This is a genomic window from Streptomyces sp. NPDC052225, from assembly GCF_040679615.1.
Classification (GTDB): Bacteria; Actinomycetota; Actinomycetes; order Streptomycetales; family Streptomycetaceae; genus Streptomyces.
This window is the reverse complement of the sequence record NZ_JBFAVD010000005.1, coordinates 252,745-264,972: the sequence shown is the minus strand read 5'-3', so window position 1 is coordinate 264,972 and position 12,228 is coordinate 252,745. Positions and strand designations below refer to the sequence as shown.

Genomic DNA, 12,228 nt, shown 5'->3' with positions numbered 1-12,228 from the left:
CAGGGCACTGTCACCCGTACGGGCGCCCGGCCGGTGCGGGACGGGCCGCTTCCCGCACATGCTGGGCGGGGAGGCGGTGACGGCCTCCGGGGGAACGACGGAAGGGTCCACCGATGAGCCCCAAGGACACCGCGAGCTCCTCGAAGCGGGGCGGCTCCGCCGCGTTCACGCCGGCCAGGATCGCGGTCCTGGTCCTGGCGGTCCTCACCGTGATCTTCATCTTCGAGAACACGCGCCAGGTGAAGATCCGGCTGCTGATCCCCGAGGTCACCATGCCGCTCTACATCGCCCTGCTGCTGACGGCGGTCATCGGCGCGGTCTGCGGAGGCTACTTCGTGGCAAGGAGACGCAAATGAGACGCGCGGCGACGCTGACGGCCGGGACGGTCCTGGCCCTGACGGCATCGGTCGGCGCGGCGGGCGCGGCCGCCGCCGCGGACGGCCCGGTGATGCCGGACTTCCGCGGGCGCGGCCTGATGCACGTGTTCAGCACGGTCGACTACCGCACCCGGGTCGAGGTGAACGACGTCAGCGGTTTCCACCGGCACGTCCTGTGGCCGCTGAGCTGGAAGGTCTGCACCCAGAGCCCGGCCGTCGGCAGGGAGATCGGCGACGCCACGGTGCGCATCGGTGTCGTGAAGAACGCTGAGAAGTGCCCCAGGGCAGGGGCGGGGTAGCCGCTGCGTAGGCTGGCCGGATGAGTGAGCATCCAGCGCCAGTGGCCGCGGGTGAGCGGGTGGCCCTCAGGCCCTACGCGCTCGCCGACGCGGACGAGTTCACCGCCCGGGCCCGCGAGAGCGTCGAGCTGCACCAGCCGTGGCTCTTCCCGCCCGTGCACGCCGACGCCTACGCGGATTACGCGAGCCGGCTCATCGAGGACCCGACGAGGTACGGGTTCCTGGTGTGCGAGCGCCAGGACGGCGTGGCCGGCGGCGGGCCCATCGCCGGGTTCATCAACATCAACAACGTGGTGCTCGGCGGCTTCCGCTGCGGCGCGCTCGGCTACGGCGCCTTCGCGCACGCGGCCGGGCGCGGCCTCATGTCCGAGGGCCTCGACCTGGTGATCCACTACGCGTTCGGCCCGCTCGGCCTGCATCGCCTGGAGATCAACGTCCAGCCGAAGAACGTCGCGTCGATCGCCCTGGCCCGCCGCGCCGGCTTCCGGCTCGAAGGCTTCTCGCCGGACTTCCTCTTCATCGACGGGGCCTGGCGCGACCACGAACGCTGGGCGCTCACCTCGGACATGGTCAGCGCCCGGAAGGCACCTACCGTCCCGGCTTCCGGTTGATCTTCATCGTGTCCATGTCCGTCACGGTGGAGCGCAGTTCCCCGTACGTGTATCCGCGCTCGTTCAGATACGCCTCGGCCCGCTCCTCGGCGAGCGCGCCCGCCATCTCGTCGCCGTCGGCCGGATCGGACTCGATGACGTAACGCATCGAGAAGTGCTTGAGCGTGCGGTCGTACGCGAGCGAGCCCTCGGGGCCGAACCGCATGCCCGCGATGCCCTCGTGCTCCGCGACCTCGGCGAGCAGCCGCTCGCGCGCCGCGTCGGTCAGGGCGTCGAAGGTGCCGCGGACGATGACGCGGTAGGTGTGGCTCTCGGCCATGGTGGTGCTCGCTCCTCCTGGGTACGCCGATGCGCACTGCCTGTTGCATGCGTACGGCCTGTTGAAAGCGTCAGGGTACGTCGATGAGGATGGTGCGCATGCGGAATATCGTCGCGATCGACGCCCCCTCCAACCTGGGTCTTCGCCCGCCCGCCCCCGGCACCGTGCCCGGTGTCTACAAACTGGCCGGAGCGCTGCGCGAGCACGGCATCGTGCGCCGCCTCGGCGCCTTCGAGGGCGGCGTCGTCGTCCCGCCGCGCTACGACCGGGGCGACTGGCAGGAGGGCGACGGCGTCTTCAACGCCGCCGCGATCGCCGCGTACACCGTCAAGCTCGCCGACCGGATCGAACGGCACGTCCGGGCCGGGGACTTCCCGCTCGTGCTCGGCGGGGACTGCTCGATCCAGCTGGGCGCGGCCCTCGCGCTGCGCCGCATCGGCCGGTACGGGCTCGCCGCCGTCGACGCCTCCGCGGACTTCCGCCACCCCGGCAACTCCGACCGGGTCGGCGCGGCCGGCGGCGAGGAGCTGGCGCTCGGGACGGGCCGCGGGCAGGACGACCTCACGGACATCGAGGGGCTGCGGCCGTATCTGCGCGACGAGGACGTCCGCCTCCTCGGCGGGCGCGACGCCTTCGCGGACGAGCGGGCCGAACTCGCCGCGTTGAAGATCCCGAACGTGACCGTCGGCGAACTGCGCCAGTGGGGCATCGCCGACCTCGTGCCGGGTGTCGTGCAGAGCCTCGAAGTGCCGGTGCTCGACGGGTTCTGGCTGCACCTGGACGCCGACGTCCTCGACCCGGGCGTGATGCCCGCCGTCGACGCCCCCGACCCCGACGGCCTGCTGCCGGACGAACTCCTCGCGCTGCTGCGGCCGTTGCTCGCCTCGCCGCGCTGCGTCGGCATGAACGTCACCATCTACGACCCCGACCTGGACCCCGACGGCACCGCGGGCAAGCTCCTCACCGATCTGGTCGTGGCCGCCTTTGCGCAATCCTGACCGGAGCAGCCCCTGGCCAGCTCGCCGATGACCATGTTCGATGGTCATCGGGGCGTCGGGTGCGGCCGAGCCCCGGGCGACGGGAGGCAGACGTGACCATCATCCGCCGCGAGGTGCTGACCCTGCCGGGGGTCCTGCCGGGCCCGGTCAACCCGCTGCCGCCGCTGCGGCCACCGGCCGAGACGCACACCCTCGACGAACGGTCGAAGGCGGGCCTGCCGCTCGACATGACCCGCCAGCTCGGCTACCGGCCGCTGCGCAGCCTGCTGCCCACCCGCCTCGTCGACGGGTACGGGCGCGACCGGCAGCCCGTCGGCCTCGACACGATCGTCCTGGAGAACGACCGGCTGCGGGTCACCGTCCTGCCGGGGCTCGGCGGCCGCGTCCGGTCCCTGTTCCACAAGCCGACCGGCCGTGAACTCCTGTACCGCAACCCGGTGTTCCAGCCCGCGGCCTTCGCGCTCAACGGCGCCTGGTTCTCCGGCGGCATCGAGTGGAACATCGGCGCGACCGGCCACACCACCCTGGCCTGCGCGCCGCTGCACGCCGCCCGCGTCCCCGCCCCCGACGGCGGCGAGATGCTGCGCCTGTGGGAGTGGGAGCGGCTGCGCGACCTCCCCTTCCAGGTCGACCTGTGGCTGCCCGAGGGCTCCGACTTCCTCTACGTGGGCGTCCGCGTGCGCAATCCGCACGAGAAGCCCGCGCCGGTGTACTGGTGGTCCAACATCGCCGTACCGGAGGAGCGGCGTGTCCTCGCGCCCGCCGACTCGGCCTGGCACTTCGGGTACGAGCAGCACCTGAGCCGCGAACCGGTGCCGAACTCCCGTGGTGCGGACCGGAGTTACCCGCTGAACAGCGAGTACGCCGCCGACTGGTTCTACGACGTGCCGGACGGGCGGCGCCGGTGGATCGCCGCGCTCGACGACGCCGGGCAGGGCCTCGTCCAGACGTCGACGGACACCCTGCGCGGCCGGAAGCTCTTCGTGTGGGGGACCGGCTCGGGCGGACGGCGCTGGCAGGAGTGGCTGACCGAGCCGGGCACCGGCGGCTACGCCGAGATCCAGGCGGGCCTCGCGCGCACCCAGCTGGAACACGTACGCCTGGAGGCCGAGGGCGAGTTCAGCTGGCTGGAGGCGTACGGGCCGCTCGGCGCCGACGCGGGCGCGGTGCACGGGACGGACTGGGGCGGCGCCGTCGGCGAGGTCGAGCGGCGGCTCGAAGCGGCGCTGCCGCGCGACGCCGTCGACGCCGCGTACGAGGCGTGGCGGCCGCACGCCGACACCGAACCGGGGGAGCGGCTCGCCGCCGGATCCGGCTGGGGCGCGCTCGAAGTGCTGCGTACCGGCGTGAAGTTGGAGGGCACCCCGTTCGACGAGGCGACGCTCGGTCCGGCGCAGGAGCCCTGGCGGACCCTCCTGGAGACCGGCGCGTTCCCCGAGCCCCGCAAGGTCGGCCCGCCGGGACCCTCGCTGGTCTCTGCGCCCTGGCGGGACATGCTGGAGACGGCCCCGGCGCGTCCGCTGTCCGAGTACCACCTGGGCGTCGCCCAATGGCACGCGGGAGACCGGGCGCAGGCCGTGCGCAGCTGGGAGCGCGGCCTCGAACTCGCCCCGTCGCTCTGGCCGTTGCTGCGCTGCCTGGCGGTCGCGGACGCCGCGGACGGCCACGGCGAGCGGGCCGCGGACCGCTACGCGGAGGCCTTCGACGACCTGTGCGCGGAGCGCCGCGACGACGGCGAGGTCTGGCTCACGGCGACCGCCGCGCTGGGCCGCGAGGCGATCGAGGCACTCCTGGCCGTCGGCCGGACCGCGGCGGCACGCTCCGTCTGGCAGCGCCTGCACCCCGCCACCCGGGCCCGCGGCCGCTTCCGCTTCCTGGAGGTCGAACTCCTCGTCGCCGAGGGGGAGTCGGCAGCCGCGCGTGCCGTCTTCGACGAGGGCTTCGAGGTGGCGGACCTGCGCGAGGGCGCGGAGGTGATCGGGGAGATGTGGGACCGGGTCGCCCCCGGCGAGCCGCTGCCCGCGCGCTACGACTTCCGGATGCGGCCGGGGTCCTGACCTCCGGAGAAGCCGCTCAGCCGTGGCGCCACGTCCCCGACGCGTCGGGCCGCTCTCCGGGTTCGAGGGGCTGCCCGGCCGCGGCGGCCGCCAGCCAGCCGGCCCAGCGGTCGACGAAGCCGTCGAGCGTGAGCACCGTCAGCTCCCGCACCGGCCAGACGACCGCGTACTCCGCGTCCGTCACACCGGGCGCCAGCGCGTCCCTCGCCTCGGTCACCTCCGGCGACAGCGCGCACGGCACGTGCTGCAGGTGCACCCGGTCCGGATGACAGGGCGCGAAGGCCGTCTCGTACCAGCGGAACCGCTGTGCCGTATGGGCGTCGCAGTACCACAGCGCGTGGCCGCGCCCCCGCGTGCGCCCGTCGTGCGGGGTCAGCCGGATCTCCGCCGCCGCGATCACCTCGAAGGGCAGTCCGGGCGCGGGCTCCACGGGTTCGGCGATGCCGATGCGGAGCTCGGCGGTGGGCAGCCGCAGGGACCAGAACAGCGGGGAATCCGCCTGCTCCTGCGCTTGGCGCGCCGCACCGGTGAGGTCCGCGCGCAGTCGCCCGGTGAAGGACTTCAGGAGGTCCGCCGCCGTGTGGAACAGCTCCGCCCGGCCGGCCGAGGCGATGTCGGCCCCGGCCGCGTGGCTGAGTGCGTGGAAGACGCGGTCGGTCTCCCGGTCGTTCCACACCCGCAGCCGGTCAAGCCCTTTTGGAGGACCTCGCACGGTCGATGCGGTCGAGTCGCGCGCGCAGGTCGTCGGCGGTGGGGCGGGCGCCGGCCGGCTTGAACAAGGACTCCTTCACCAGGGCCGCGAGCTCCGCCGGCACCTCGTCCGGCAGCGGGGGCAGCGGATCGCTCAGGTGCTGGCGACGGTAGTCGGGGGGCTGCGGCCCGGGGAACGGGCGGCTGCCGGTGAGGAGTTCGAAGGCGATCACCCCCGTCGCGTAGATGTCGGCGGCGCCGGTGGCGTGCTCGCCGCGCCACTGCTCGGGCGAGGCGTAGGGCGGGGTGAGGCTGTGCTTGCGGGTGTTCGGGTCCGTCGACGCCTGCGCGTAGCGCGAGATGCCGAAGTCGGCGAGGCGCCAACTGCCGTTGAGGAGAAGGATGTTCGCCGGTTTGAGGTCGCGGTGGACGACCCGTCCGTCGAGGTCGGCCAGGGCGGCGGCGATGTCGCGCAGCACGGCCAGGGCGTCCGCCAGGGGCAGCGGCCTGCCGCCCTGCCGGGCGACCCGCTCGTCGAGGGAGGTGTCGGCCAGCGGCATCGCGAGCGCCCAGTGGTCCTCGGTCTCGCCCGCGTCCAGGACCGGCACGACGTACGGCGATCCGGCCAGCGTTCGGCCGAGCAGGAGTTCGCGGTCCGCGCCGGGCGCCTTCTCGATCAGCTTGACGGCTCCGGTGGCCCCGTCGGCGCGGCGGGCCCGGAACACCAGGCCGAAACCGCCCTGCCCGATGCGGTCGCCGAGCGTCCAGGCGGCCTTGTCCATGGGGATCGAGTCGCCCGGCTCGGGGATGTGCCTCATGCCTTCTCCTCATCCGGGTTCGCCTCGGCGTCCGGGGCCGTCGGCGCCTTCGCCCGCTCCGCGAGGACCGTCCTCGCGAACTCCGCGGCGGTCTCGTCCAGGAGCTTCTGGTCGCTGGTGATCCGCTGGTGCGTGTTGACGACCGCCTGCTTGTAGCGCTTGGCGCACTCGGCGATGTCGGCGTAGGAACAGCCCTTCAGGCGCGCCGCCGCGGTGGCGAGGCGGGGCGGCTTGATGCCGCCGGGGCCTTCGAGGGCCTGCCGCAGCAGCTTCTCGCGCTGCTCCTCGTCGGGGCCGTTCACCGGGATGTGGACGCCGAGGCGGCCCGAGCGCAGCAGGGCGGAGTCCAGGTTCTCGATGTGGTTGGCGGTCGCGAGAAGCACGTACCCCTGTGTGGGTTCCATCCCGTCGAGGAACTCGAGGAGGTCGGCGAGGAAACGCTGGCGCATCTCCTGGCTGTTCTGGTTGTCGGTCGCCCGCAGGCCGCAGTAGATGTCGAGGTCGTCGAGGACGATCAGGACCGGCGACCGGGAGGCCGCCATGCGCAGATGGTCGCCGATCTCGGTCCAGTCCCAGAGGTTGGCGACGTCGAGGAACACGGCGTTGATCCCCGTCTCGACGGCGTGCCGTACGGCGAGGCGGCTGAGGATGGTCTTGCCGTTGCCCGGCGACCCGTGCAGGAGCACGCCCCGCTTGGGCGGCACCCCCCATTCGAGCAGCAGGTTCGCGGTCTCGCCCTGGAGGAAGCCCGAGGTGTTCGCCGTGACCGTCTCCAGCAGCCCGGCGGTGAAGACGTAGGACTCGGGATCGACCTGCCGCCACAGGTCGGCGTCGAGCAGCCGGCTGCCCTTCCACACCCGGCCGGCGTCCTTGCCGCGCGAGTTGAGCGCGGTGTACACCGTCTCGAAGTCGTCGCGGCGGCACACCAGGAAGGGCCCGCTGTCGTCCAGGTCGATGAAGACGTAGCGCAGTTCGACCCCCTGCGCGGTGCGCGCGGCGCAGAGGTAGATCGACGCGACGTGGTCGAGGAGGGACTCGGGCTGCATCCCGTGGGCCGCCTGGCGCAGCCAGCGGCCGCCGTCCTGGCTGACGATGACCATCCGCTCGACGACCTCGCCGTCGTCGAAGCTGCCGACGACGGTGCTCGGCCACTGGAGGGTGATCAGATCGTCGTCGGCGATCCCCTGCAGATAGGTCTTGATACGAATGCTCTCGGGCTCGTGCAGGGGTGTGCTCAGGTCGCTCCATGTGGAGCCGAGCGGGAGGGGAACAACTTTGGGGTCCGACACCGGGATCGACTCCGTTCTGATCACATCTGGCGTTGGGTCCGGAACCGGCAGGTCCTGAACATCTCCTTCACGAACCCGTCGAGGACGCCGTCGCGCAGGAAGTCGACGAGCGCGATGCGGTAGTCGCTGCTGGAGTCGGAGTCGAACCCGAAGGTGCCCTGCACGGGGCTCTCGGAGAGGTTCTCGGCGGCCGTGTTGCGCAGTTGGGCCGTGAAGACGATGAAGCGGCCGTTCTCGTTGAACGGAGCCTCGATGGTGATCCAGGTGTTGCGCGCCTTCTCCGTGCCGCGCAGCGGGTCCTTGAACTTCTCGCGCTTGGAGATGGTCAGGTCGAGGCGGTAGAGGTCGAGGGAGGTGGGCGGCGTCATCCGCCCGTTGGAGTCGGGGATGTTCGGAACGATCTCCTTGAGCACTTCCGTGTTACGGATCTTCGGCTTGCCGCTGTCGCTGTCGTAGCGCACGAAATCGCTGAAGTAGAAGACGAAGGTGTGCTGGGAGCGGGCCGGGCGCAGCGGCCGCTCCGCGACGTTCTCCATCGTCCGCCGGAAGGTCGCCTCGATCCGCTCCGCCTCTTTCATGAAGAGCACGTACCAGGAGAAGAAGTCCGCGAACGAGGAGGGGCGCCGGTGGATCTCGAAGCGGTCCGTCCCGATGATGAACTGGCAGTGGTGGAGATCGTGGCCGAAGGTGAACTCCACATGGGAGATCGAGTTCGGATTGTCGCCGTCGAGCTGGGTGCGGGCCTCGAGCACGTCGAGGTAGTGGATGCCTTCCAGCTCGAGGAAGTCGTTGAGCACGCGGTAGCCCACGGACATCAGGGCCTCGGCCATCGCGGCGCTGAGCGGCCCGCTGCGCTGATACTCCGTCACGAAACGGAAGTCGCTGATGTTCTCGACCTTCTCGGCCAAGGTGCCGCTCACGAACTCCTCGTGGGTGGCGGGGAGTCCCGTGGGTTCGCCGGAACGGTCACGATGCGTCATACAGATCCCTTCCACGCCCGGCGTGCCACGTGAAACGGCCTGTTGTGCTGTTCCCCCGCACTCCGATGTGTCCGACACCGTCCTTGCCGACGATAGCAGCAGGTGTGTCGCGCGGAGGCTTGTGTGCAGAACCCCAACTGGCTGTGTGTGCACGCCAGTTCGGGCCGGGAGTGACGACCGCCGGGCGGGCCCCCGCCCCGCCCGGCGGTGCCGCGCTAGACCAACTCCCCGTTACGGGCCACGACCTGGCCGCCGTGGACGACCATGTCGCGCTGCGGCATGTCGACCACGACCTGCGGGACGCACTCGCCGCGGACCAGGACGAAGTCCGCGGGGTCGCCCGGCTTGAACTCGGCGCGGTCCAGGCCCATCACGTCGGCGCCGCCGTGCGCGCCCACCGTGTAGCAGGAGGTCAGTTCGTCGTCGAGCCGGACGTCGGTGACCCAGCCGAGGATGTGCGCGCGGTGCAGCATGTCCGCGTTGCCGAACGGGCTCCACGAGTCGCGCACGCCGTCCGAGCCGAGGCCGACACGGACGCCGTGCTCCTGGAGCTTCGTGATCGGCAGGACGAGCGACTCGTTCGGCGCGACCGTCGTCAGGGCGATGTCCAGATCCGCCAGGTCCCCGGCCGTCGTGTCGAGTTCACCGTCCGGCAGGAACGGCAGGCAGAAGACGTGACTGACCGTCACCTTGCCGCGCAGCGACAGGGCGCGGGTGCGCTCGATGATGCCGCGCAGCACCGTCGTGCCCTTCTCGTCGCGGTCGTGGAGGTGGATGTCGACGCCGACCCCGTAGCGGTCCGCCAGGTCGAAGACCAGGTCGAGCTGCTCGTCCAGGGCGTGGTCGAAGCTGATCGGGTCGATGCCGCCGATCATGTCGACGAGCCCGGAACGCGCCGCGTCCTCCAGGAGCTTCGCGGTCCCCGGCGTACGGATCACGCCGTGCTGCGGGAACCCGACGATCTGCACGTCGAGCGCGTCCGCGAGCCGCTCGCGCGCCTCGGCCACGCCTTCGAGTCCGGCCAGGCCGTACGCGGGCGCCACGTCGGCGTGCGCCCGCATCGCCCGCGTGCCGCGCGTCACCGCGTGCGCCATCAGGCCGTACGCCCGCTCGCCGACCGGGCGCTTCTGCGACCGGAACAACTCCACGTCCTGCGCGCAGTATTCGGCGATGCCACTGGCCGGCTTGCGCGTGACCCAGTCGCCGCCCCAGCTCGTCTTGTCCGGGTGGATGTGCGCGTCGACGAGCGACGGCAGGGCGAGCCGGCCGCCGCCGTCGACCACCTTCGCGCCGCGCGGGGCGGGCCCGTCGCTGATCCGTCCGTCGACGACCGTCAGGTCGACGGCCTCCTTGGCGCCGAAGGGGCGTACGTCACGGAAGACCACGGCCTTCTTGGGGGCGCGCCCGCTCCCGGCGGCGGACGCCGGCGCCGCCGACGCGGCCGTCGGGGTGAGCGCCGCGCCGAGCGAGGCGGCGCCCGCGAGGACGCCGCGCCGGGACAGGGGAGGGGGAGTCATCGGTTCTCCTTGGGGTGGGGGAGCGGCCTGACCGCTTTTTTGTATACCAAGGGGAGAGCGGCGGCAAGGTCCGTCGGTGCGTGACGCTCAACGGTGAGTTCTTTGCCGGATATGTTCAAGAGATTCCGCGTGCGGGGTGGGAGGATTTTTGGCCTAGGTATACAAAGTGAGGTCGGTGGGTCAGGCGTCGACCGCAGCGGGGCCCGCGTCCCCGAACAGTGACTTCAACGCCACCGCGCGACTGTCCCTGACGTGCAGCAGCGTGCTCGCCGCCGCTGCCTCCGCGTCGCCCGCCGCGATGTGCCGGAACATGTCCGCGTGCTGCGCCCGCATGTGCGCGGGCTCCTCCCGCATCCCGAACAGCAGCTGCAACTGCCCGCTGAGCTGCTCCATCGTGCGGGCGAGCAGCGGATTGCCGGTGAGCGCCACGATCTCCTCGTGGAACGCCGTGTGGGCCGCGACCTCGCGCGACCCCTCGTCCGCCGCGGCGGCCCGCTCCGCCCGGTCGAGGGTGCCGCGCAGCGCGGCGAGGCCCGGCAGCGCGTCGGGGGCGGCCGCCGCGACGGCGCGGGCCGCGAGCCGCGACGCCTGCACGGCCAGCGGCTCCCACACCTCGTACAGGTGCGCCACGTCGGCCCGCTCCAGGCGCCGTACGCGGACACCGCTGTGCGGCAGCAGTTCCAGGAGGCCTTCGGAGACGAGCGCGCGCAGCGCCTCGCGCACCGGCACCCGGGACATGCGCAGTTCCTCGGCGACCTCGCGCTCCACGAGCCGAGCGCCCATCGCGTAGCGGCGGTCGACGATGCGCTGCCGCACCTCGTCGCGCGCCTGCGCGCTCAGGGACGTACGCCCCTGCCCCGACTCCGTCGCCTTGCCCGCCACGTGCACCGTCCTTCGCCCGTTGTGCCAGGCAGCAGAGGATACGTGGGCCTCGTGTGTTTCCCGCCGCCTCAGGGGGCACCCGGCCGCGAAGCCTTACGGAGGGAGGCGATCGCCGTGACCAGGCCGCACGACCCGGGGGCGAACCCGGAGGACGAGGGGATCCCCGATCTGCAGGAGGCGAGCGGTCCCGAGCGGATGCCGGTGCCCGGTGACGAGCCGACCGTCGCCGATGAGCGGGCCACGACGGTGGACGAGGCGATCGGGCACCGGTCGCTCGACGACCGGCTCGCCGACGAGCGGCCCGACGTCCCCGAGCGCGCCGAGGAACCACGCGCGGGACTGCTCTACGACGCACCCGACAGCGATGGCGCGCGCAACCAGGACGTGTTCGCGCAGGAGGGCGGTGTCGACGGGCTGAGCGCCGAGGAGGACGCGGTGCGGATCACCGACGAGGACGAGCTCGACGTGTTCGTCCTCGACGACGAGGACGCCGACGCGCTGGTCTTCGACCAGGAACCCGTGGACGAGCTGGACCTCGGCGACGCCGACTGACGACAGGCCCTAGGGCGACACCTGGCGGTCCACGTACTCGAAGATCGAGCCGTCGGGGTGCAGCGCGATGAGGTTGCGCCCCGCCGGGGTCGGCACGGGGCCCGCGACGACCTTCGCGCCGGACGCCGTCAGGGCCGCGTGCGCCTCGTCGACGTCGGCCACCGCGATCGTGGCCGACACCTTGCGCAGCACCTCGAGCTCGCGCTCCGGGCCGCTCATCAGGAGGAAGCAGCCCACCGCCGCCACCGAGACGCCACCGCGCTCGAAGCGCTGTGCCCGGCTGCCCGTGAGGTTCTCGTAGAACGAGACCGTCGACTCCAGCGCCGCCAGGTCCGGGACGCAGATGCGCAGCGTGGTTCCCAGGATGTCCATACGGGGAAGCCTAGTTGGCCCGTCCGCGGGGTGTGATCGTTTCGCGGAAGCCGCCGTTACGGTACGGGGGCCGCGGGTACCCGGCGCGCATGGAACGCATCGCACAGCACGTCGAGAATCCCGTGTCCGACGAGTTGACCGGCCGCGTCTCGCAGGCCGTCCGCGACGCCGTGCGGGCCGAACTGGCCGAGGCCGGCCAGCGGCGGCGGATGATGATGTACGCCGGTGCCGGCGCGGCCGCACTCTACGCGGGCGCGGCGGTCGCCCTCGCCCTGGGCCTGGTGCTCGCGCTCGGCCTGCCCGACTGGGGCGCGGCCCTGATCGTGGCGGCCGTCCTCGGTGTCGCGGCGTACGCCCTGCGCACCGCCGCCCGCCCCGGCAGGCCCGAGGGTCCCGAGATCCCGCCGATGCCGTCGGACCCGCCGCGCTGAGCCGCAGCCCCGGCCCGGCGGTGTAGGACTGCTCAC

General features: G+C 72.3%; 15 protein-coding genes. 7 read left to right on the top strand and 8 right to left on the bottom strand.

What is annotated here, in order from left to right; translation table 11 throughout:
• Positions 1-113 precede the first annotated feature (113 nt).
• From AB0L37_RS10585 to AB0L37_RS10575, 3 genes are read left to right on the top strand one after another with little or no spacing between them, the layout of a single operon-like run.
• Positions 114-356 (top strand): LapA family protein, encoded by a 243-nt coding sequence (locus AB0L37_RS10585; RefSeq protein WP_365502540.1) that lies wholly within the window; start codon positions 114-116, stop codon positions 354-356.
• Complete coding sequence (locus AB0L37_RS10580) at positions 353-676, top strand: hypothetical protein (RefSeq protein ID WP_365502538.1); 324 nt, start codon at positions 353-355, stop codon at positions 674-676. The genes AB0L37_RS10585 and AB0L37_RS10580 overlap by 4 nt, the downstream gene beginning before the upstream one ends.
• Positions 677-696: 20 nt before the next feature.
• Positions 697-1,287, top strand: a complete 591-nt coding sequence (locus AB0L37_RS10575) for a GNAT family protein (protein WP_365502536.1) — start codon at positions 697-699, stop codon at positions 1,285-1,287.
• On the opposite strand, the gene AB0L37_RS10570 is transcribed toward AB0L37_RS10575, so the two are convergent.
• On the bottom strand, positions 1,265-1,606 hold the full coding sequence (locus AB0L37_RS10570) for a DUF6204 family protein (RefSeq protein WP_365502533.1): 342 nt from the start codon (positions 1,604-1,606) through the stop codon (positions 1,265-1,267). The genes AB0L37_RS10575 and AB0L37_RS10570 overlap by 23 nt on opposite strands.
• 98 nt (positions 1,607-1,704) lie before the next feature.
• Between AB0L37_RS10570 and AB0L37_RS10565 the strand changes: the two genes are divergently transcribed.
• Both AB0L37_RS10565 and AB0L37_RS10560 read left to right on the top strand, forming a co-directional pair.
• A complete protein-coding gene (locus AB0L37_RS10565) occupies positions 1,705-2,604 on the top strand; it encodes an arginase family protein (protein WP_365502531.1) in 900 nt (299 codons plus the stop codon).
• Positions 2,605-2,696: 92 nt separating this feature from the next.
• Positions 2,697-4,661, top strand: coding sequence for a DUF5107 domain-containing protein (locus AB0L37_RS10560; protein WP_365502529.1), 1,965 nt, complete (start codon positions 2,697-2,699; stop codon positions 4,659-4,661).
• Positions 4,662-4,677: 16 nt separating this feature from the next.
• On the opposite strand, the gene AB0L37_RS10555 is transcribed toward AB0L37_RS10560, so the two are convergent.
• The 6 genes from AB0L37_RS10555 to AB0L37_RS10530 form a co-directional block, all read right to left on the bottom strand.
• Positions 4,678-5,373 (bottom strand): hypothetical protein, encoded by a 696-nt coding sequence (locus tag AB0L37_RS10555; RefSeq protein ID WP_365502527.1) that lies wholly within the window; start codon positions 5,371-5,373, stop codon positions 4,678-4,680.
• Entirely contained in the window at positions 5,348-6,169 is an 822-nt protein-coding gene (locus AB0L37_RS10550) for a serine/threonine-protein kinase (RefSeq protein ID WP_365502525.1), read from the bottom strand. Before AB0L37_RS10550 ends, AB0L37_RS10555 begins: the two co-directional genes overlap by 26 nt.
• The gene (locus tag AB0L37_RS10545) at positions 6,166-7,458 is read right to left on the bottom strand and encodes an ATP-binding protein (RefSeq protein ID WP_365502523.1); all 1,293 of its coding nucleotides are present in this window, start codon (positions 7,456-7,458) and stop codon (positions 6,166-6,168) included. The genes AB0L37_RS10550 and AB0L37_RS10545 overlap by 4 nt, the downstream gene beginning before the upstream one ends.
• A gap of 20 nt (positions 7,459-7,478) precedes the next feature.
• On the bottom strand, positions 7,479-8,438 hold the full coding sequence (locus tag AB0L37_RS10540; RefSeq protein ID WP_365502521.1) for a hypothetical protein: 960 nt from the start codon (positions 8,436-8,438) through the stop codon (positions 7,479-7,481).
• A gap of 215 nt (positions 8,439-8,653) precedes the next feature.
• On the bottom strand, positions 8,654-9,955 hold the full coding sequence (locus AB0L37_RS10535) for an amidohydrolase (RefSeq protein WP_365502519.1): 1,302 nt from the start codon (positions 9,953-9,955) through the stop codon (positions 8,654-8,656).
• Positions 9,956-10,135: 180 nt separating this feature from the next.
• Positions 10,136-10,837 carry a GntR family transcriptional regulator gene (locus AB0L37_RS10530; protein ID WP_365502517.1) on the bottom strand — a complete coding sequence of 234 codons (702 nt, stop codon included), beginning with the start codon at positions 10,835-10,837 and terminating at the stop codon, positions 10,136-10,138.
• Between the two features lie 114 nt (positions 10,838-10,951).
• On the opposite strand from AB0L37_RS10530, the gene AB0L37_RS10525 reads away from it, so the two are divergent.
• Positions 10,952-11,389, top strand: a complete 438-nt coding sequence (locus AB0L37_RS10525; protein WP_365502515.1) for a DUF5709 domain-containing protein — start codon at positions 10,952-10,954, stop codon at positions 11,387-11,389.
• A 9-nt stretch (positions 11,390-11,398) separates the two neighbouring features.
• Here AB0L37_RS10525 and AB0L37_RS10520 read toward each other — a convergent pair whose 3' ends face one another.
• A complete protein-coding gene (locus AB0L37_RS10520; RefSeq protein WP_365502513.1) occupies positions 11,399-11,761 on the bottom strand; it encodes a VOC family protein in 363 nt (120 codons plus the stop codon).
• An 89-nt stretch (positions 11,762-11,850) separates the two neighbouring features.
• Between AB0L37_RS10520 and AB0L37_RS10515 the strand changes: the two genes are divergently transcribed.
• On the top strand, positions 11,851-12,192 hold the full coding sequence (locus AB0L37_RS10515) for a phage holin family protein (RefSeq protein ID WP_365502511.1): 342 nt from the start codon (positions 11,851-11,853) through the stop codon (positions 12,190-12,192).
• Positions 12,193-12,228: the final 36 nt, after the last annotated feature.

Coding starts and splice junctions, on each gene's coding strand:
- AB0L37_RS10585 (WP_365502540.1), top strand. CDS start 114: ATGAGCCCCAAGGACACCGCGAGCTCCTCGAAGCGGGGCGGCTCCGCC.
- AB0L37_RS10580 (WP_365502538.1), top strand. CDS start 353: ATGAGACGCGCGGCGACGCTGACGGCCGGGACGGTCCTGGCCCTGACG.
- AB0L37_RS10575 (WP_365502536.1), top strand. CDS start 697: ATGAGTGAGCATCCAGCGCCAGTGGCCGCGGGTGAGCGGGTGGCCCTC.
- AB0L37_RS10570 (WP_365502533.1), bottom strand. CDS start 1,606: ATGGCCGAGAGCCACACCTACCGCGTCATCGTCCGCGGCACCTTCGAC.
- AB0L37_RS10565 (WP_365502531.1), top strand. CDS start 1,705: ATGCGGAATATCGTCGCGATCGACGCCCCCTCCAACCTGGGTCTTCGC.
- AB0L37_RS10550 (WP_365502525.1), bottom strand. CDS start 6,169: ATGAGGCACATCCCCGAGCCGGGCGACTCGATCCCCATGGACAAGGCC.
- AB0L37_RS10540 (WP_365502521.1), bottom strand. CDS start 8,438: ATGACGCATCGTGACCGTTCCGGCGAACCCACGGGACTCCCCGCCACC.
- AB0L37_RS10535 (WP_365502519.1), bottom strand. CDS start 9,955: ATGACTCCCCCTCCCCTGTCCCGGCGCGGCGTCCTCGCGGGCGCCGCC.
- AB0L37_RS10520 (WP_365502513.1), bottom strand. CDS start 11,761: ATGGACATCCTGGGAACCACGCTGCGCATCTGCGTCCCGGACCTGGCG.
- AB0L37_RS10515 (WP_365502511.1), top strand. CDS start 11,851: ATGGAACGCATCGCACAGCACGTCGAGAATCCCGTGTCCGACGAGTTG.